At 62.3% G+C, this 19,791-nt stretch carries 21 protein-coding genes; 14 read left to right on the plus strand and 7 right to left on the minus strand.

Annotation, left to right across the window (positions count from 1 at the left end):
- Positions 1-21: 21 nt before the first annotated feature.
- Together rocF and O4H31_RS08850 are read left to right on the plus strand one after the other, a co-directional pair.
- Positions 22-945 (plus strand): arginase, encoded by a 924-nt coding sequence (rocF, locus tag O4H31_RS08845; RefSeq protein ID WP_269344918.1) that lies wholly within the window; start codon positions 22-24, stop codon positions 943-945.
- A 15-nt stretch (positions 946-960) separates the two neighbouring features.
- Entirely contained in the window at positions 961-2,010 is a 1,050-nt protein-coding gene (locus tag O4H31_RS08850; protein ID WP_269344919.1) for an ornithine cyclodeaminase, read from the plus strand.
- 32 nt (positions 2,011-2,042) lie between these two features.
- Here the strand turns inward: O4H31_RS08850 and O4H31_RS08855 are convergent, their stop codons facing one another.
- The gene (locus tag O4H31_RS08855; RefSeq protein WP_269344920.1) at positions 2,043-3,209 is read right to left on the minus strand and encodes an FAD-dependent monooxygenase; all 1,167 of its coding nucleotides are present in this window, start codon (positions 3,207-3,209) and stop codon (positions 2,043-2,045) included.
- 136 nt (positions 3,210-3,345) lie between these two features.
- Complete coding sequence (dksA, locus tag O4H31_RS08860; protein ID WP_067941887.1) at positions 3,346-3,768, minus strand: RNA polymerase-binding protein DksA; 423 nt, start codon at positions 3,766-3,768, stop codon at positions 3,346-3,348.
- A gap of 168 nt (positions 3,769-3,936) precedes the next feature.
- Here dksA and O4H31_RS08865 point away from each other — a divergent pair, with 168 nt between their 5' ends.
- The 6 genes from O4H31_RS08865 (at position 3,937) to O4H31_RS08890 (ending at position 9,006) form a co-directional block, all read left to right on the plus strand.
- Positions 3,937-4,776, plus strand: a complete 840-nt coding sequence (locus O4H31_RS08865; RefSeq protein ID WP_067630343.1) for an AAA family ATPase — start codon at positions 3,937-3,939, stop codon at positions 4,774-4,776.
- A 208-nt stretch (positions 4,777-4,984) separates the two neighbouring features.
- Positions 4,985-6,355, plus strand: a complete 1,371-nt coding sequence (locus O4H31_RS08870; protein WP_269344923.1) for a DUF2927 domain-containing protein — start codon at positions 4,985-4,987, stop codon at positions 6,353-6,355.
- 27 nt (positions 6,356-6,382) lie between these two features.
- The gene (locus O4H31_RS08875) at positions 6,383-6,553 is read left to right on the plus strand and encodes an apolipoprotein acyltransferase (protein ID WP_243267221.1); all 171 of its coding nucleotides are present in this window, start codon (positions 6,383-6,385) and stop codon (positions 6,551-6,553) included.
- Positions 6,553-7,743 (plus strand): vWA domain-containing protein, encoded by a 1,191-nt coding sequence (locus tag O4H31_RS08880; protein WP_269344928.1) that lies wholly within the window; start codon positions 6,553-6,555, stop codon positions 7,741-7,743. Before O4H31_RS08875 ends, O4H31_RS08880 begins: the two co-directional genes overlap by 1 nt.
- A 74-nt stretch (positions 7,744-7,817) precedes the next feature.
- A complete protein-coding gene (locus O4H31_RS08885; RefSeq protein ID WP_269344930.1) occupies positions 7,818-8,249 on the plus strand; it encodes an OsmC family protein in 432 nt (143 codons plus the stop codon).
- Between the two features lie 73 nt (positions 8,250-8,322).
- A complete protein-coding gene (locus tag O4H31_RS08890; protein WP_269344932.1) occupies positions 8,323-9,006 on the plus strand; it encodes a M48 family metalloprotease in 684 nt (227 codons plus the stop codon).
- Here O4H31_RS08890 and O4H31_RS08895 read toward each other — a convergent pair.
- From O4H31_RS08895 to O4H31_RS08910, 4 genes are all read right to left on the minus strand, one after another.
- Positions 9,003-9,554: an RSP_2648 family PIN domain-containing protein gene (locus tag O4H31_RS08895; RefSeq protein ID WP_269344935.1), complete on the minus strand. Its 552-nt coding sequence runs from the start codon at positions 9,552-9,554 to the stop codon at positions 9,003-9,005. The genes O4H31_RS08890 and O4H31_RS08895 overlap by 4 nt on opposite strands.
- Positions 9,554-10,780, minus strand: coding sequence for an RSP_2647 family RNA methyltransferase (locus O4H31_RS08900; RefSeq protein ID WP_269344937.1), 1,227 nt, complete (start codon positions 10,778-10,780; stop codon positions 9,554-9,556). Before O4H31_RS08900 ends, O4H31_RS08895 begins: the two co-directional genes overlap by 1 nt.
- A 62-nt stretch (positions 10,781-10,842) precedes the next feature.
- A complete protein-coding gene (locus O4H31_RS08905; RefSeq protein WP_269344939.1) occupies positions 10,843-11,109 on the minus strand; it encodes a hypothetical protein in 267 nt (88 codons plus the stop codon).
- Complete coding sequence (locus O4H31_RS08910; RefSeq protein WP_269344941.1) at positions 11,106-13,907, minus strand: glutamine-synthetase adenylyltransferase; 2,802 nt, start codon at positions 13,905-13,907, stop codon at positions 11,106-11,108. The genes O4H31_RS08905 and O4H31_RS08910 overlap by 4 nt, the downstream gene beginning before the upstream one ends.
- Before the next feature lie 115 nt (positions 13,908-14,022).
- Here O4H31_RS08910 and O4H31_RS08915 point away from each other — a divergent pair, with 115 nt between their 5' ends.
- The 6 genes from O4H31_RS08915 (at position 14,023) to ilvN (ending at position 19,211) form a co-directional block, all read left to right on the plus strand.
- Positions 14,023-14,496 carry a YbaK/EbsC family protein gene (locus O4H31_RS08915; protein ID WP_269344943.1) on the plus strand — a complete coding sequence of 158 codons (474 nt, stop codon included), beginning with the start codon at positions 14,023-14,025 and terminating at the stop codon, positions 14,494-14,496.
- Positions 14,497-14,629: 133 nt separating this feature from the next.
- Positions 14,630-15,037: a DUF2852 domain-containing protein gene (locus tag O4H31_RS08920; RefSeq protein ID WP_269344946.1), complete on the plus strand. Its 408-nt coding sequence runs from the start codon at positions 14,630-14,632 to the stop codon at positions 15,035-15,037.
- Positions 15,038-15,096: 59 nt separating this feature from the next.
- Positions 15,097-15,534, plus strand: coding sequence for an RDD family protein (locus O4H31_RS08925; RefSeq protein WP_132444549.1), 438 nt, complete (start codon positions 15,097-15,099; stop codon positions 15,532-15,534).
- A 72-nt stretch (positions 15,535-15,606) separates the two neighbouring features.
- Positions 15,607-16,425 carry an arginyltransferase gene (locus O4H31_RS08930; protein WP_067626217.1) on the plus strand — a complete coding sequence of 273 codons (819 nt, stop codon included), beginning with the start codon at positions 15,607-15,609 and terminating at the stop codon, positions 16,423-16,425.
- A 400-nt stretch (positions 16,426-16,825) separates the two neighbouring features.
- Positions 16,826-18,580: an acetolactate synthase 3 large subunit gene (locus O4H31_RS08935; protein ID WP_120352223.1), complete on the plus strand. Its 1,755-nt coding sequence runs from the start codon at positions 16,826-16,828 to the stop codon at positions 18,578-18,580.
- Positions 18,581-18,650: 70 nt separating this feature from the next.
- Positions 18,651-19,211: an acetolactate synthase small subunit gene (gene ilvN, locus O4H31_RS08940; protein WP_067626213.1), complete on the plus strand. Its 561-nt coding sequence runs from the start codon at positions 18,651-18,653 to the stop codon at positions 19,209-19,211.
- Positions 19,212-19,223: 12 nt separating this feature from the next.
- On the opposite strand, the gene O4H31_RS08945 is transcribed toward ilvN, so the two are convergent.
- Entirely contained in the window at positions 19,224-19,580 is a 357-nt protein-coding gene (locus O4H31_RS08945; RefSeq protein WP_269344950.1) for a hypothetical protein, read from the minus strand.
- Positions 19,581-19,791 lie beyond the last annotated feature (211 nt).

Below are 19,791 nucleotides of genomic sequence, written 5' to 3' on the forward strand. Positions count from 1 at the left end.
CAAACAGCTCAGGAGTCCCCCATGTCGAACCCACAAAACTGTATCTTGCTGGGCGTTCCGCTGGACAGCGGCAAGCGCCGTCGCGGCTGCCTGATGGGGCCGGATGCCTATCGCACCGCGGGGCTCGAACGCGCCCTGCGCGATCTTGGCCACAGCGTCACCGATCGCGGCAATGTCGCCCCCGCACCCTTCCAAGCGAAAGAGCACGAAAAACTGCACGCGCTGGAAGAGACCATCGCATGGACAGAGAGTCTCGCCGCTGCTGCAGATGCGGCGATGGACGACGGTTTGCCGATCTTCATGGGCGGCGACCACGCGCTGGCGCTTGGCACTGTCTTGGGCGCAATGCGTCATGCCGAAAAGGCAGGCCGCCCGCTTTTCGTGCTCTGGCTTGACGCGCATACGGATTTCCACACGCCGCAGACCAGCGACAGCGGCAACCTGCACGGCACGCCCTTGGGCTATGTCACCGGGCGGGAGGGGTTCGACGGCTTTCCAAAGATCGACGCGCCTCTGCCCCACGACAATATCGCCATGATCGGGCTGCGCTCTGTCGATGCCCTCGAACGCGCGGCTTTGCAGGAGACGACCGTGACTTACGTCGACATGCGCGAGATCGACGAGAGCGGCATCGCCAAACCCTTACAGCGCTTCCTTGATAAGGTCGAAGCGGCGGGCGGCATGCTGCATGTTTCGCTGGATGTCGATTTCCTCGACCCCTCCGTCGCCCCTGCCGTGGGCACCACAGTGCCGGGCGGTGCCACTGTGCGCGAGGGCCATCTGGTAATGGAGATGCTGTCGGACAGCGGCTTGATGACCTCGCTCGATCTGGTTGAGCTGAACCCCTTCCTCGATGAACGGGGCCGCACCGCGCAGCTGATGGTGGACCTCACCGCATCGGCCTTTGGCCGTCGCGTGTTTGACCGCCCAACACGCGCTTATTGATAGAAAGACCTAAATATGACCAATCTGAACCCCTCCGATAAGGCGCTGGTGCCCTTCGTTTCCGTCGATCAGATGATGAAACTGATCCACCATATCGGCGTCGAAGACATGCTGCGCGGGCTGGCCGACTATATCGAAGCCGACTTCAAACGCTGGGAGCTTTTCGACAAGACCCCCCGCGTGGCGAGCCATTCCGAGAAGGGCGTGATCGAACTGATGCCCACCTCGGACGGCGATGTCTACGGCTTCAAATACGTCAACGGCCACCCCGACAACACCAAAGACGGCTTTCAGACCGTGACCGCCTTTGGCCTGCTGGCCAATGTGGCCAACGGTTACCCGGTGTTGTTGACCGAGATGACGATCCTGACGGCATTGCGCACGGCGGCCACTTCTGCCGTGGTGGCCCGGTTGCTGGCGCCCAAGGGCAGCCATGTTATGGCGATGATCGGCAATGGCGCTCAGTCCGAATTCCAGAGCCTTGCGATGAAGGCGATCTGCGGCGTGGACGAGGTGCGGCTTTATGACATCGACCGCGCGGCGACCGCGAAATGCGCAGGCAATCTGGCGGGCCATGGCATCAAGGTGGTGGAATGCGACACCGCCGAAGAGGCAATTATGGGCGCGCAGATCATCACCACCTGCACGGCGGACAAGCAATATGCCACGATCCTGACCGACAATATGGTCGGCTCTGGCGTGCACATCAATGCGATCGGCGGCGACTGTCCGGGGAAGACAGAACTCGCGCCCGCGATCCTGCACCGTTCGGGCATCTTCGTGGAATACCCCGAGCAGACCCGCATTGAGGGTGAGATCCAGCAGCTTGAGGCCGACCACCCGGTGACCGAGATCTGGCAAGTGCTGACCGGTCAGGCCGAAGGCCGCCGCGATGCGCAGCAGATCACGCTGTTCGACTCCGTGGGCTTCGCGATCGAGGATTTCTCGGCCCTGCGCTATGTCCGTGATCAAATCGCCGAGACGGGGCTGTTCCAACCGCTTGATCTGCTGGCCGATCCGGACGACCCGCGAGACCTTTTCGGGATGCTGCAACGGGCAGGCTGACCAATTGGGCCACCGGCTTAGCTCGGTGGCCTTTACGCTTTGGTAACGTCATGGGCGTAGAGCCAATCAAACGCGCCCAGCATCGCGCCGGGTGCCAGTTTTGAGGCGACGCGCAGCCCGGTATGGGCTGCAAACCGGACCGGGCCAGACCGCAGGTGATAGCGTGCCGCGTTGCCTTCCGAGGCTTTGACTATGCGCCGCGCGCGGTCGATGCGGGCGGCTTGATAAGCGCCAAGTGCTGCGTCGCGGGGGTGGCGGGTCAGGCAGTCTGCCAAGACCCAAGCATCCTCTAGCGCCATATTTGCCCCCTGGGCCAGAAAGGGCAGCGTTGGATGGGCCGCATCGCCCAACAGCGCCACGCCTTCTGCCTGCCAATTGGCGGCGACGGGATGGTAGTGCAGCCCCCAGAGGGTCACCTCCTGCACCGCGCCCAGCATCTGCGCCGCCTCTCCGCCGAAACCTGCGAAGGCCCGGCGCAGATTGGCGGGATCGTCACGGTGATGCCAGCCTTCGGCGGCCCAATCGGCGCGTTCTTCCACGGCGACGAGGTTGACCAATCGCCCCTCGCGCAGCGGATAGCTGACCAGATGCCGTCCCGGCCCCATGGTGACCCGCGCCTCTGGGCCGTGGTCTATGTCGTTGGGGATCAGCGCGCGCCATGCCACCTGCCCCGAGAACTGCGCCTTATCCGCCCCGTTCAACTGCACCCGCCCGACCGAGTGGATGCCATCGGCGGCCACGACCAACTCCGCCCGCCGCCGTCCGCCACGGGCCATCTGCACCTGCGGCAAGGCGCCGGGATGGATCGAGGCGACCTGCGCGTCGGTCTCAAAACTCACGTTTGCGCGCTGCGCGGCCTCCCGCAGCAGATCAATTAGGTCGGCACGGTGGAGGAAATAGTAACGCTGATCATTGGCCAAGCGGGTCAGATCAAGTCGGGCCACCTGCGCACCTTTCGCGTAGTCGCAAAGGCGCACCGCATGCCCCCGCACGGCACCTCGGGCTTTCAGCCCATGTTCCAACCCAAGCGCGCGCAGCACGGCAAGACCGTTGGGGCTGATCTGTAGCCCCGCGCCAATCTCGGAAAACCGCGTGGCCTGTTCAAGCAGGGTCACGGCCACGCCCTTGCGGGCCAGTGCCGTGGCCAAGGCCAGCCCGCCGATCCCGCCGCCCACGACAATCGCATTGGAAGGTTTCATTCACGCCCCAGATTGCAGGCCCCAGATCGTAGGCAAGCTGGTAGACCCCAGCTCACAAGCTTCGGATCGTGCTGGCCCCGCGCCCAAATCACAAACGCCGAAGCATGAGCCTCGGCGTGTGATGTTTCAGGTGATGTCAGTCGTCGCGGTGGACTTTCTCGCGCCGCTCGTGACGCTCTTGCGCCTCCAGCGTCATCGTGGCGATGGGCCGTGCGTCCAGCCGCTTGAGCGAGATCGGATCGCCGGTGACCATGCAGTAACCGAACTCTCCCTCGTCGATCCGCCGCAGCGCCGCGTCGATCTTGCCGACCAATTTGCGGGCCCGGTCACGGGTCCGCAGTTCCAGCGCGCGGTCGGTCTCTTCCGAGGCGCGGTCGGTCACATCCGGAATGTTCCGGGTGCCGTCTTGCAGTGCTTCGATGGTGTCACGGCTGCCTGCCAACAGTTCCGATTTCCAGTGGATCAGCTTGCGACGAAAGTACTCAAGCTGACGGTCATTCATGAATGGTTCGTCCTCGGCCGGACGATAGTCGTCCGGCAGGAAAACTTCCTGCTTCATTTGTTTTTCCCCGGCGGTTTTCAACTCAGACATTAAAAAGGCCTGTCTCCCGACATCTTCCCTGCCGCAGCGTCTATCTGAGCGGGTAACAATTGTCACTACACAATCCCTTTGATTTTTGGTTAAAGGCCAAGGATCAAGCGCCCGTCACACGAGGTTGAAAACAAGATGAAATTTCAAGGCACCAAAGACTACGTCGCCACCGATGACCTGAAAATCGCCGTCAATGCGGCGGTTACCTTGGAGCGGCCGCTTCTTGTGAAAGGCGAGCCCGGCACCGGCAAAACCGAATTGGCGCGGCAGGTCAGCGATGCCTTGGGCCTGCGCATGATCGAATGGAACATCAAATCGACCACACGCGCGCAACAGGGGCTTTACGAATACGACGCCGTGAACCGGTTGCGCGACAGCCAATTGGGCGACGAGCGGGTGCATGACGTCAAGAACTACATCCGCAAGGGCAAGCTTTGGCAGGCGTTCGATGCCGATGAAAAGGTCGTGCTGCTGATCGACGAGATCGACAAAGCGGATATCGAATTCCCCAATGATCTGTTGCAGGAACTCGATAAGATGGAGTTCTTCGTCTACGAGACGGGTGAGACGATCCGCGCGCGTCAGCGCCCCATCGTCATCATCACTTCCAACAATGAAAAAGAACTGCCCGACGCTTTCCTGCGCCGCTGCTTCTTCCACTACATCCGCTTTCCCGAGATGGAGACGCTCAAGCAGATTGTCGAAGTGCACCATCCGGGCATCAAACAACAGTTGCTGACCACCGCGCTGACGCAGTTCTATGAGATCCGCGAGCAGCAGGGGCTGAAGAAAAAACCCTCGACCTCCGAGGTGCTGGACTGGCTGAAACTGCTGCTGGCCGAGGATATGGACGCCGAGGATCTGGCCAAGGATGGCCCCAACGCCCTGCCCAAATTGCATGGCGCGCTGCTGAAAAACGAGCAGGACGTGCATCTGTTCGAGCGGCTGGCCTTTATGGCGCGCCGCCAGCGGTAGCGCGGCAACACCCATGCGACTTTACGTCAAAAGCGGGTATTTTCCTCGCTTTTGAATTTTCGCCTGCCTAGGCTGAGGTCAATCACGGGCACCAAGACCCGGGTTTAAACGACCGATGGGGCAGGCAAATGCAAGGACAGACAGCGGCAGCGCCATGCGCAGTTTGCGATAGATCACAGCGGAATAGGCCGCGCAAAGGTCCAAGCGCATGAGGCGCGGGGTAAAGGCGCGGCTGATCCTGCCGCTGATGATGTTGCTGAACGCCTGCGTGCCGGCCTCTCACTCCGAGGTCGCGACCCGCGCGGTGATCGCCGACAGCACCCTGCCCCCGATGAAGCAGTTCGCCCAAGCCCGCCCGACTGCGCCACATGTGTCGAACGTCGCCTTGGCCGAAGATTTCCTTGATCTGTCTTTCCGGATGGAAAGTGGCCGCGCCCTGCCCGTTCTGACCCGTTTTGAGGGGCCGATCACCCTGCGCGTTCTGGGGCAACCGCCCGCGACCTTGGGGCCGGACCTTGCGCGACTGCTGGCACGCCTGCGCCGGGAAGCCGGGATGGAACTGCGTGAGGTTACGGGTGGAGAGGCGAGCATCACCATTCAAGCGGTGAACCGCAGCCAGATCCGGCGGCTCCTGCCGCAGGCGGCCTGTTTCGTGGTGCCAAATGTCAGCACGCTTGAGGAATACCGCCGCATGAGGCGCTCCGCCGCGACCGATTGGACCCGCCTGACCGAGCGGCGCAAGCTGGCGATTTTCCTGCCCAATGACGTAAGCCCGCAAGAAAGCCGCGACTGCCTGCATGAGGAATTGGCCCAAGCGCTTGGACCGCTGAACGATCTCTACCGCTTGCCGGACTCGGTCTTTAACGACGACAACGTGCATACGGTGCTGACCGGTTTCGACATGCTGGTGCTGCGTATCTACAATGACCCGGCGCTGCGCTCTGGCATGACCCGCGACGAGGTCGCCGCGCGCCTGCCGGGCATTTTGGCCCGGCTGAACCCCGGCGGCGGCACTGTTACCCCCCGCCCCGCGCGCGCCACGCCGCAGGTCTGGAGCCGCGCCATTCAGACGGCCCTTGGCCGCGACGTGGGCCGCAACGCCCGGATGTCTGCCGCCCAAGACGCGCTGCGCATCGCCCAAGCGCAGGGTTGGCAGGACAACCGCCATGCATTTTCGCACTACGCCATGGGCCGCGTCACGCAGATGACCGATCCTGCCGCCGCGCAGACGCATTACCAGATGGCAGACGCCCTCTATGCCCGCACCCCCGGCACCACGCTTCACCGCGCCTATGTCGCCACACAGCGGGCAGGCTATGCGGTGACCATTGGCGACGGCGCAGGCGCGCTCGCCCTGATCGAGCCGCATCTACCCATCGCCGAGGCGAGCGAAAACGCCGCACTGCTGGCCACGCTCATGCTGCTCAAGGCCGAAGCGCTGGAGATCGAAGGCCGCGGCAGTGAGGCGCGCCGCGTCAGGCTGGACAGCATCGGCTGGGCGCGATACGGCTTTGGCCCTGACTGGGCCGTGCGGGCCAAGCTGCGCGAGATCGCGTCCCTGAACCCGCGCAATGGATAGGCCCGCAAAATAGACGGGCAATAGGTTATGATAGCACTCGGATTGGCATTGATCGGCGCGATAATCGGTGGGCTGACGGCCCGCAAACGTGGCGGCAACCGCAAAGACATCGCGCAATATGCAACGGGCTACGGCTTTGCCTTCCTGATCGTCGGCATGATCGCCACGGTTCTTCTGGACCGTGCACTGAGCCTCTGATGTTTCTGCCGTTCTTCGATCAACTCCGCCGCCACGGTGTTCCGGTCTCGCTGCGCGAGTTTCTGGCCTTCCTCGAAGGCATGAAGGCGGGGCTGGCCACCTATGACGCGGAGGCGTTTTACTACCTCGCCCGCGTGTCGATGGTCAAAGACGAGCGCAACATCGACAAGTTCGACCGCGCCTTTGCCGCGGCCTTTAAGGGGTTAGAGAACATCAGCCTTGATGACGTGCTCGACGCCGTAGACCTGCCCGAAGACTGGCTGCGCAAGATGGCTGAAAAGCACTTGAGCGAAGAAGAAAAGGCCGAGATCGAAGCCATGGGCGGTTTCGACAAGCTGATGGAGACGCTCAAAAAGCGGCTCGAAGAGCAAAAAGGTCGGCATCAGGGCGGCTCGAAATGGGTCGGCACGGCGGGCACTTCGCCTTTCGGCGCTTACGGCTACAACCCCGAAGGTGTGCGGATCGGCCAAAAGGAAAGCCGCCACCAGCGCGCGGTCAAGGTCTGGGACAAGCGCGAGTTCCGCAATCTGGATGACAACGTCGAGATCGGCACACGCAACATCAAGCTTGCGCTGAAGCGCCTGCGCCGTTGGGCGCGTGACGGGGCGGCGGAAGAGTTCGACCTCAATGGCACCATCCGCGCCACGGCGGAGCATGGCTATCTCGATGTGAAAACGCGGCCAGAGCGGCGCAATGCCGTGAAAGTGCTGCTGTTTCTCGATATCGGCGGCTCCATGGATCCGCATGTGAAGGTCGTCGAAGAATTGTTCAGCGCCGCGCGGGGCGAGTTCAAACATCTTGAGCATTTCTATTTCCACAACTGCCTCTACGAAGGCGTCTGGCGCGACAACCGCCGCCGCTGGGATGCGCAGATCCCCACCCATGAGGTGCTGCGCAGCTATGGCTCTGACTACAAATGCATTTTTGTCGGTGACGCGTCGATGTCGCCCTATGAGATCGCCTATCCCGGCGGCGCGAATGAGCATTGGAACGCGGAGTCGGGTGCCACATGGCTCGCCCGCGTGCGAGATCACTGGCCAAACCATCTGTGGATCAACCCGGTGCCGGAACGGCAGTGGGGCTACACCCAGTCGATCGCGATGATCCAAGAGATTTTCGGCCCCGAGGCCATGGTGCCGATGACCCTCGAAGGGCTAAGCCGGGGCATCAAAACGATGACGCGATCTTGAACGCTCGGCCTTGAAACCTTTCGATCTCGCGCCAGTTGAGGGGACGAACGCAAGCTCAGTGAAAGGATATTCCAATGGCTTCGATCGTAAAAACCGGCAGCGCAAAATGGGAAGGCTCGCTCAAAGAGGGCAAGGGCCATGTCTCAACCCAAAGCGGTGTGCTGTCTGACCAGCCCTATGGCTTCAACACCCGTTTCGAAGGCAAGGAAGGCACCAACCCAGAAGAGCTGATCGGTGCGGCCCATGCGTCTTGTTTCTCCATGGCGCTGTCGATGATCCTTGGGCAAAGCGACCTGACGCCCGACAGCATCGAGACCAAGGCCGAGGTCCATCTTGAGCAGAAAGACGGCGGTTTCCACGTGCCCAAAGTGCATCTGACGGTAGAAGCCAGCATCCCCGGCGCGAGCCAAGAGGACTTTGACAAGGCCGCAAAGACCGCCAAGGAGAACTGTCCGATCTCCAAGCTTCTGACCGCCGAGATCACGATGGACGCGAAACTCGTCTGATCGCATGACATGAAACCGGGGGCGCGGCCTTGTGCCGCTTGCCCCCGGCCCTCGGCCTGCCCATATTGCGGGCATGATCCGCTTTCTCCCCATTCTGCTTGCCATCCTTTACGCGCTGGCCATGTATCGTTTCTCCGCTTGGCGCACGGCGCGCGAGTTGGACGCGAAATCGACCCCCTTGGTGGACCCCAAACTTAACGACATGAGCGCCAAGATGGCCAAGGCGTTGGACCTGCCGCGCATCAAGGTGCATCTTTATGAAATCGAACCGGTCAACGGGCTGGCAGCCCCCGATGGGCGCATTTTCATCACCCGTGGGTTTTACAACAAGTTCCGTCAAGGCGCTGTAACGGCTGAGGAATTGGCGAGCGTCATCGCGCATGAGTTGGGCCATGTGGCGCTTGGCCATTCGCGGCGGCGGATGATTGATTTCTCGGGTCAAAACGCCCTGCGCACGGCGCTGGCGATGGTGCTGGGGCGGATCATTCCAGGGATCGGTGTGCTGATCGCAAACGGACTGACCAGCCTGCTGGCTGCCCGCCTCTCACGCGGGGATGAGTATGAGGCCGACGCCTATGCCGCCGCCTTGCTAACCAAAGCGGGCATCGGCATCGGCCCACAGATTTCCCTGTTCGAGAAGTTGGACGCGCTCAGCCAAAACGGCGCTGGACGCCCGCCCGCTTGGCTGTTGAGCCATCCCAAGACCGAGGAACGTGTTGCCGCGTTGCGCAAGCTGCAACTGCGGTGGGAGGGCTAGGCCAGAGCCTTTGCCAGCCGCGGCAGCCGTGCCTTTTTCAGCAGCGCCCGCAGTTCCCAATCTTCGCCCGACAGCCGCCGCGCTTCTTTCAGCACAGCGTTGGCCACGGGGGCGACCAATTCCGGCGACGCTTGCCATATGCCGTGCAAATAGCTGTCAGGATCGGCCCGGCTTAACCCCTCTTCCGCGAGGATTTGGCGCGGAAAGTCTTTGGCATTGAGCGTGAGGATCATGTCAGCACTGCTGGCTACGGCGACGGCAAGCACATGGATATCATCCGCATCCGGCAGCCACAGCCGCGCCTGTAGGCTGGGGGAGGCCGCGCGTTCGGCCCCCGGCCAGTTGCCGCGCAGCAGTGCGATCTCGGCCCGCGCTTGGGCTTCGCCCGCGGGGCCAAGCTTGACCGCCGCGCGGGCCCATTCTTCTAAGATACGCGCCGACCAAATCGGCTCGAACGCGCCCGTCCGGGCCACGCCCAACACCATTTCGCGCATCACCGTGGGGTAAAGCACGCAGGTGTCGATCAGCACACGCGGACGGTTTTGCATTACAGGCGGAAGAACAGTGACTTAAGATAGCCGCTTTCCGCAAGTTGCGGCAGTTGCGGGTGGTCCGCCCCGGCAAAGCCGGTGTGCAGCAGCATGGCGCGACGCCCGGCCCGACCGATGCCGCGCACGGAGGCGGTGCGGAACTGGTTCAGATCGGCGGCATGCGAGCAGGAACAAAGACCCAGAATACCGTTTTCTGCCACCAGTTGCGCCGAGAGGCGCGCGACACGCTCATAGGCGCGCAAGCCTGCCTCGACCGCTTGGCGCGAGGGGGCAAAGGCGGGCGGGTCGCAGATCACCACGTCAAAGGTCTCGCCCTCATCGCGCAGGGCGGTCAGCACGTCGAATGCATCACCTTGCCGGGTCGCGAAACGGTCTTGCATGTTCATCGCGGCGGCCCCGGCCTCGGCCAGCTCCAACGCGGGGGCGGAGCCGTCGACGGCCAGCGCCGAAGACGCGCCGTTTGCGAGGGCCGCGAGGGAGAAGCCGCCGACATGGGCAAATACATCCAGCACCCGTGCCCCATTGCGCGCGAGATTGGCGGCAAAGGCGTGGTTCGGGCGTTGGTCATAGAACAGGCCGGTTTTCTGCCCGCCGGTAAGGTCGGCCATATAGGTCGCGCCGTTCATCGGCACCGGCAGCGGGCCTTCGGGGGTCTCCCCCACCAGCGTGGACGAAGCATCGTCGAGCCCTTCAAGCTTGCGCGTGCGGCCAGAGGCGTTTTTCAACACGTTGGTCACGCCGGTCACCGATTGCAGAGCAGCCACCAGCGGTGTCAGCAGCGTATCGGCCCAAGCGGCGTTGGGCTGGATCACGCAGGTATCGCCAAAACGGTCAATGATGACGCCCGGCAGACCATCGGCCTCGGCGTGGATCAGACGGTAATAGGGCTGATCGTAAAGCTGGCTGCGCAGGGCAAGGGCGCGATTGAGGCGGGCCTCGAACCATGCTTGATCCACCTGCGCCTCGGCGTCTTGGTCGATCATCCGGGCGATGATTTTGGAATTCGGATTGACCGCGACCAGCCCCATGGGCTTGCGGTCGGCGTCTTCCAGCAGCGCCAACGTGCCGGGGGCAAGCCCCCGCGTGCGGCGGTCGGTGACCAGTTCATTGGCATAGACCCAAGGAAAGCCGTGGCGGATGGCGCGGGCATTGGCCTTGGGCAAAAGGCGCACCACGGGAAGCGTGGCAGGCTGCGGGGCGGAGGGGGTTTGGGGCGTTGTCATAGCGCCCCTCGTACTGCGTTCGCGCGGCTGGGGAAAGAGGTTTCGCAGGCCCTGATCGGCGGTCAGTTGCGCGCTCTGCCCCGCCAGCCGCCCCGGCGGCGCGGGGTGGTGAGCGTGGTCTGCCCCTCGCGCAGCACTTGGGTCATCGGGTGACCCGCAGCGGCCGCACCGTAGCGTTCCAGCAAACGGGTGACGGCGACCGCGTTGTCGTGGCCTTCCGGCAGGCTCAAAGCCCAGTCGAGAAAGATGCTGCGGCATTCGGCGGGGCCAATCGCCTCCATCCGGTAGGATTCGCGGATCAAACCCTTTGGGTCATCTGGATCGCTCATGCCCCCTCCTGCCCCGGCTCGGGCAGCGCCGCGTCGATGATCTGAGCCGCGGTGGCGTAATCGCCCTGCATCTTGGCCTCCAATGCCGCCAGATCGTCACAAGCTAACACACGACAGAGAAAGCTCGCCCCCGCCTGCCCCATCGTCCGCGCATCAATGGGATTGGCCGACAGCAAACGCGCGGCGCAATTCAGGGTCCATGCGTTGGTATAGGCCAACGAAAGCGCGGCTTCCGCTTGCGCATCAATCACGTTTTCGCCGCGCGCGGCGGCAAGGCCCGCGTCGATCTCACGCGCGCCGGTGCCGCCGATAAGCGCGCCTGCCTGCGCGAACAGTTCGATATCCTGCAAGCGGCCCGCGCCGGTCTTGGCATCCAGCGGTCCACTTGGACTGCGGGCGGCGGCGATGCGCTGACGCATCTTCGCGACCTCGCCCAGCACCTTGTCGCGCGGGGCGACGCGGCTCAGGATTTCAGCCCGAAGCGCTTCGACATCGCGGCCCAGATCCTCTGCCCCCGCGATCACCCGTGCGCGGGTCAGGGCCAGATGCTCCCACACCCATGCCTGCTCTTTCTGGTAGCTCTCAAAGCTGGCGAGACTGGTCGCCACTGGCCCCTGATTGCCCGAAGGCCGCAGGCGCATGTCAATGTCGTAAAGCTTGCCTTGGGCCATCGGCGCGGTCATCGCGGTGATCATCGCTTGGGTCAGGCGCGCGTAATAGCTGCGCGTGGCGAGGGGTTTGGGGCCGTCGGAACTGTCCACCCCATCGGCATCATAAATCACCAGCATATCGAGGTCGGAGGTCGGCGTTAGCCGCCCAGCCCCAAGCGAGCCCATGCCAAGGATCACCGCCCCGCGCCCCGGCGGCGGGCCATGCCGGGTGGCGAATTGATCGACGACCACGGGCCAGAGCGCCTGCAAGACCGCTTGGGCCAACTCGGCATATTGGCGCCCGGCGGTGGCCGCGTCGATCAGCCCGCGCAGCAGATGCACGCCGATCCGAAAATGCCATTCGCGCGCCCAACGGCGGGTGCCATCAAGACGCAACTCGTAATCGGCCTCTGCCGCGAGATGCTGTTGCAACATTTCGGTCAGCTTTGTCTGCCCCGGCCAGTCCGAAAAGAAATCCCCCCCGATCACCGCATCGAAGACGCCCGAGTTGCGCGACAGATGCGCGGCCAGCGCAGGCGATGTGGCGACGATATCCACCAAAAGATCGCCCAGTTGCGGATTGGCCCGCAGAAGCGAGAAAAGCTGCACCCCGGCGGGCAGGCCAGCGAGGAACCCGTCAAAGGCCAAAAGCCCTTCGTCCGGTTTGGCAGATTGCGCCAAACGGTCCAGCAGCAGTGGCTTCAGCCGCCCGAAAATATCCGCCCCCCGTTCCGAGCGCAGCGCGGGATAGCTGGGCCAGCGGTCCAGCACAGAGGTGTCGAATTGATGCGCCGGGCGGGCCGCTTCGGGCTCCTCCCGCGTGGCGGCGAAAAAGCTTTCGATCAGGTCGTGCACGGCTTGCAGCCGTTCGTGAAGATCGGCGCGCAAGTCTTTGACATCCATGTCCATCATGGCGGCCAGACGTTCAAAATCGGCATCATTGCGGGGCAGCGTGTGGGTCTGCGCGTCCTGCACCATTTGCAAGCGGTGCTCTACCGTGCGGTGCGCGCGGTAATGATCGCCAAGCGTTTCGGCGACCTCTTTTGGCACCCAGTTCTTCTCGGCCAGCACCTGCAACCCTGCCAGTGTCCCACGGGGCCGCAACTCCGCATCGCGGCCTCCGGCGATGAGCTGTCGGGTCTGGGTGAAAAACTCAATCTCGCGGATGCCGCCCCGCCCCAGTTTCATGTCATGCCCCGGAAGGGTGATCGGGCCACCCAAGCCCTTGTGCTCGCGGATCGCCAGCCGCATGTCATGCGCATCTTGGATGGCGGCGAAATCCAGATGGCGGCGCCAGACGAAGGGGCGCAATGATTGCAAAAACGCCTTTCCCGCCGCGATGTCCCCCACCGCCGGACGGGCCTTGATATAGGCCGCGCGCTCCCACGTGCGGCCAAGGCTTTCGTAGTAGCGCTCGGCTGCCTCCATCGCGATGCAAACGGGGGTGACCGCCGGGTCGGGACGCAGGCGCAGATCGGTGCGAAAAACGTAGCCCTGCGCAGTGATGTCGTTCAATGTGCCCGACATCGCTCGCGTCGCCTTGACGAAGGCGCTGCGGGCGGCGTGGAAATCATCAGGCGCGAAGCGGCTTTCGTCAAAGACGCAAATGAGGTCGATGTCTGAGGAATAATTCAGTTCCCGCGCGCCCATTTTGCCCATGGCAAAGACAACCATACCCGCGCAATCAGCCAGATCGTCCATCGTCATGCCCGGCAGTTTGCCGCGTTTGATCTGTGCCGCCAGCCCCGCACGCAGGGCCGCGCCGCAGGCGGCATCGGCGTAATCGGTCAGCGCGCCGGTCACCTCTTCCAACGACCATGCCCCGCCCAGATCGGCCAACGCGGTCAGAAGCGCCATGCGCCGCTTGCCCTGCCGCAGCCCATCGGCCAGCCGGTCGGGCGCAAATTCCGCCGCCGCGGCGCAATTGGCGGCCAGAGCGGTCTCGGGGTTTTCCACGGCCTCGCCAAGCCAAGCCGCTTCCTTTTCCAAAAGCGCCATCAGATAGGGCGCGGTAGACGCGGCAGCCGAGATCATCTCGCGCAGGTCCGGCGCAAGATCGGGCAAGAGCGCCACCGCATCCTGCGCGCGTTCGCGGTGATAGATGCGGGGAGAGCGGGTGATCCGAGCGGCAAGCGATGGGTCTGTCATGGGGCCAGCTTTGCGGGCTGATGTAAGCGGCGTCAATGGGGGTTGCGGCACGGCGCGGCCTTGCTACGACTTTGGCGCGCGCCCCAAGGTGGCGCCATGCAGCAAGGGGCAGAGAATGAGCAAGAGTTTGAAACGGGTCCGCGCCACGCTTGAGGCCACCGGGGTGACGCCAGAGTTACGCGAGACGGCCCTAGCACGCACGGCGGTCGATGCGGCCACCGCACTTGGCTGTGCGGTCGACCAGATTGCCAAATCCATCGTCCTGCGCGGCGAAAACAGCGGTGCGGCGCTACTTTTCATCACCGCGGGCGCGCAGCAGGTCGATCTGGACCGCGCAGCAGCTTTGGCCGGAGAACCACTGGGCAAGGCCGATGCCGCGCTGATCCGGGCGCAGACCGGCTTTGCCATCGGCGGCGTGGCACCGCTCGGCCATACCACGCCACCCCGTGCTTGGTTTGACCGAAATCTGCTGCAATTCCCGCTGGTCTGGGCAGCTGCGGGCACACCGCACCATGTTTTCTGCCTTGAGCCGCAGAAAATGGCGCAGCTTTCCGGCGCGCAGGTTACTGATTTTACAGTCGTTTCCTAAGTAATGTAAAAAACATTCACATAGACCCTTGCGAAAGGGCCCCGGCGTGCCGATCTATTCAATGTGAAAGACATTCACATCATCCGAAACGCCCGGGCCGGCGACAGGCCCGTCACGACTGAAAGGCTCAACAATGACGACAGTGACCACCGACCCGACCTATGCCCCCCGCAGCAGCTGGCTGGCGCGGGCCGAAAGCTGGATGGACGCACGCGGCAAAGGCGCTTGGATCGCCGCCATGGTGCTCGGATTCATCTTCTTCTGGCCCCTTGGCCTTGCCCTTCTTGCCTATATGACTTGGAGCAAACGCATGTTCTCTTCGAAATCCTACAGCCGCAAATCCAGCCGTGCGATGATGTCGCGCAACACCGGCAACAGCGCCTTTGACGCCTATAAGGCAGACACGCTGCGCCGTTTGGAAGAGGAACAGGGCAATTTTGAGGCTTTCCTTGAGCGTCTGCGCGAAGCCAAGGACAAGGCCGAGTTCGACCAGTTCATGGACGAGCGCGCCAAACGGGACGAGACGCCCACAAGCGCCTGATCCCACCCTAACCCCCGCCTCCCGGCCCGCGCGCCGGGGGGCCATTCGCAGGAAGCGACATGACCCAGACCCCCGACCCCGATCTGCACCCGCAATTCTATGACGGCATCGCTGGCAAACGGCTGCTGGCTTGGATCGTCGATGTAACCCTTGTGATCGTCTTTTGCCTGCTGATCCTGCCCTTCACGGCCTTTACCGGGCTGTTCTTTTTCCCCTTTCTCACGCTGGTGGTGGGCTTTGCCTACCGGGTGGCTACGCTGACAAGTGGCTCGGCCACATGGGGGATGCGCCTGATGGCGATGGAACTGCGCGACCACCGCGACCGGCCCTTTGATTTCATGACCGCGCTTTTGCACACCATCGGCTATTCGCTGTCGATGACGGTCACGATCATTCAGGTCGTCTCGGCCGTGTTGATCTGCACCACGGCCCGCCGTCAAAGCCTGACGGACATGGCACTCGGCACGGTGCCGGTGAACCGCCGCCTCAGCCGTTAAGACATCACGCAAATTTGCCCTTGGCGCAGCGGGGGGGGGTTGATAGCATCCCCCGATAAATGCTGGAAACCCATGCGACATACACTGCCTTTGACACCGCAATTCTATGTCACAGCGCCGCAGCCCTGCCCCTATCTGGAGGGCCGGATGGAGCGCAAGCTGTTCACCGCCCTTCAGGGCGACAATGCCGCACGCCTGAATGACAGCCTATCAAGCCAAGGTTTCCGCCGCTCGCAAAATGTTCTGTACCGCCCGTCTTGCGCCGATTGCGCCGCCTGCCTGTCGGCGCGGATCGACGTGGCGGCCTTTCGCCCGAGCAAAAGCCAGCGCCGCATTCTGAACCGCAACGCGGGGCTAGAGCGGCGCGCGACTTCTCCTTGGGCCACGGAAGAGCAATATGACCTGTTCCGCAGCTACCTCGATAGCCGCCATGCGGATGGCGGCATGGCGGATATGGATGTCTTTGAATTCGCCGCAATGATCGAGGAAACCCCGATCCGCAGTCGGGTCATTGAATATACCGACCCCGAGGCCGATAACGCGCTGGTCGGCGTCTGCTTGACGGATGTCTTAGGCGACGGGGTGAGCATGGTCTATTCCTTCTACACCCCCGACCGGCCCCGCAACGGGCTGGGCAATTACATCATCCTCGACCACATCGAAATCGCCCGCGCGGCGGGTTTGCCCTATGTCTACCTTGGCTACTGGGTGCCGGGCAGTCAAAAGATGGGGTACAAGGCCAAGTTCTCGGGTCTTGAGGTTTATATGGGCGGGCAGTGGCAAAAGATGCGTGACCCTGAAGGTTTCGTGCCCGACCAGCATCCTTTGAGCAATGATCCCATTGCCGAGCAGGTGGCCAATATTACCCTGCCGGATGTCAGCCCGCGCTAAGGCGCTGAGCAAGCCTATAGATTTTGCGCGTAACCGGGGCGGGCCGTTGGGCTGCCCGATTGAATCGTGCGCATCAACGCGCCCCCGCAATTCAATAAAATTCGCCAAAGGGCCGATTTCTTTGCGAAAAGAACCCAAAATGAGGCCTTGGCGAAATAAAGCAGCAATTAATCCCCACCCAAGTGCAAGATTTTCGCCATTTCGCTGTTGACGCCCCTCTTTCCCCCTCATAATCTCACGCCACGCTAAGAGGACCCCTGAGATGATCGACCTAGTCATTATTGTAGGACACACGCGCATGGGCCGGTAACGGTTAACCATAATCCTTCCCATGCGCCCCCGTCAGACCGGGGGTTTTTTTATGCCAAACGCCAATAACCTGCCTTACGGAGCACCCAAGATGAAACGCCAGATGACCGGAGCGAAAATGATCGTCCAAGCCCTGATTGACCAGGGTGTGGACACCGTCTTTGGATATCCCGGTGGCGCGGTGCTACCGATCTACGACGAGGTCTTTCAACAGAACTCGATCAAACACGTTCTGGTGCGCCACGAGCAGGGTGCGGTGCATGCCGCCGAAGGCTATGCCCGCTCGACCGGCAAACCCGGCGTTGTGCTGGTCACCTCCGGCCCCGGCGCGACCAACGCGGTCACCGGCCTGACGGATGCGCTTCTCGACTCGATCCCGCTGGTGGTGCTGACCGGTCAGGTGCCGACCTTTATGATCGGCTCTGATGCGTTTCAGGAGGCCGACACCGTGGGCATCACCCGTCCCTGCACCAAGCACAACTGGCTGGTGAAAGAGACCGACACCCTTGGTGCCACGCTGCACGAAGCCTTCCATGTCGCCACCCACGGCCGCCCCGGCCCGGTACTGATCGACATTCCCAAAGACGTGCAATTTGCCACGGGCCATTACGAGTCCCCCAAACCCTCCACCTCGCGCTATCAACCGCAGGTCAAGGGCGATATGGCCGAGATCACCGAACTGGTGGCGGCGATGGAGACGGCCAAGCGCCCGATCTTCTACACCGGCGGCGGCGTCATCAACTCCGGCCCGGCGGCAAGCCAGCTGCTGCGCGAATTGGTCGATGCCACGGGTTTCCCGATCACATCGACGTTGATGGGTCTCGGCGCCTACCCGGCGTCGGGTGACAAATGGCTGGGCATGTTGGGGATGCACGGGCTGTACGAAGCCAATATGGCGATGCATGATTGCGATCTGATGATCAACATCGGCGCGCGGTTCGACGACCGGATCACCGGCGTCATCGACAGTTTCAGCCCCAAATCCACCAAGGCGCATATCGACATCGACCCGTCATCGATCAACAAGGTGATCCGCATCGACATTCCAATCGTCGGTGACGTGGGCCATGTGCTTGAAGACTTGCTCAAGGTCTGGAAATCGCGCGGCCGCAAGACCAATAGCGAGGGGCTCGCCAAATGGTGGTCCAAGATCGAAGAATGGCGCGCGAAGGATTGTCTGAAGTTCACCCAATCCGGCAAGGTGATCAAACCTCAGCACGCGCTGTCGCGGCTCGAAGCACTGACCAAGGGTCATGACCGCTATATCACCACCGAAGTGGGCCAGCACCAGATGTGGGCTGCGCAATACCTTGGCTTTGAAGAGCCGAACCGCTGGATGACGAGCGGTGGCCTCGGGACCATGGGCTATGGTTTCCCGGCCTCCATCGGGGTGCAGATGGCCCATCCCGACGCCCTTGTGATCAATGTGGCGGGCGAAGCATCTTGGCTGATGAACATGCAAGAGATGGGCACGGCGATGCAATTCGGCCTGCCGGTGAAACAGTTCATCCTCAACAATGAGCGCCTTGGCATGGTCCGCCAGTGGCAAGAACTGCTGCACGGCGAGCGCTATTCGCAAAGCTGGTCCGAAGCCCTGCCCGATTTCGTCAAGCTGGCCGAAGCCTTTGGCGCCAAGGGAATTATCTGCCACGACCCCGATGATCTTGATGACGCGATCATGGAGATGATCAACTACGATGGGCCGGTGATCTTTGACTGTCTGGTCGAGAAGCATGAGAACTGCTTCCCGATGATCCCTTCCGGCAAGGCGCATAATGAGATGCTGCTGCCGGGTGATCATGAGACCCAAGGTGTGATCGACGCAAAAGGCTCAGTGCTGGTGTGACCCGTTTTCTTTCAAAGAAAACGACCGGGAATTTTTGAAAATTCCCGCGGCTAGATAGAAGGACAAAGACATGGCTGCCCTAAAAATCAAGAAAGGTGCGACCTCGCATTCCGCCTATAACCTACGGCCCAATTTCTCGGATGTGGTCGAAAAACACACGCTTGCAGTGCTGGTCGAGAACGAACCCGGCGCGCTGGCGCGGGTGATCGGCTTGTTCTCAGGCCGGGGCTATAACATCGACAGCCTCACCGTGGCAGAGGTCGATCACACCGGGCATCTGTCGCGCATCACCATCGTCACCAGCGGCACCCCGCAGGTGATCGAACAGATCAAGGCGCAGGTGGGTCGGATCGTGCCGGTGCACGAGGTGCATGACCTCACCGTCGAAGGCCCGAGCGTTGAGCGTGAATTGGCGATCTTCAAGGTTGTCGGCAAGGGCGACCACCGGGTCGAAGCGCTGCGGCTTGCGGATATCTTCCGCGCCAATGTGGTCGACAGCACGCTGGAAAGCTTTGTTTTCGAAATCACCGGCGCGCCGGACAAAATTGACGCTTTTGCCGAATTGATGCGCCCGCTCGGGCTGGCCGATGTTGCCCGCACGGGCGTTGCCGCTCTCGCCCGCGGGGTCTGATCGGGCTGAATTTCAGGCTTTAAGCTGGGCCGCGCCGCTTCGGCGCGGTCCGGGCTTGGTCGTAAAGGGTATGATCTGAGCGCCCCCGCGCGGTTTTGCCGCCTGCGGCTCTTGCACCGCGGGACTGTCGTGGCGCAGGGCGTCGGGCAGATGTGAGGCCGCATCTTCCAGAACCACCCGAGGGTTGTCGGCGATACGGAGTTTGCGATGCACTGTGATGCCGAACTGTACCATGTCGCCCGGGTCGAACCCCGAACCGTGCCCCATACAGATCGCAGGCTCTTCGTAATAGGCAAGATCGCCTTGATCTTCGCACCAAAACACTGCTTTGCCAGCGGTATTATCGCTCCACAGAACTACACCAATCATAGTACCCCCCCCGCTTCTGATAATTGACCTTCATTCTGCGACAATCCAAAAAGGTGTAACATAGGTTAAAATGCAACGCCCGCTTGCATTTTGTGTCGGTTCCAGTAGGGTCAACCACAAATCAGCGTCACCTCTGATGCGCCTTCGCGTCAGCAGGTTGATCCTCTGGCCATAACAGCCCGTATTCTTCGGCTGCGTCGCAAATCAGAAC

It is taken from the genome of Sulfitobacter dubius, assembly GCF_027214245.1.
GTDB classification, from domain to species: domain Bacteria; phylum Pseudomonadota; class Alphaproteobacteria; order Rhodobacterales; family Rhodobacteraceae; genus Sulfitobacter; species Sulfitobacter dubius_A.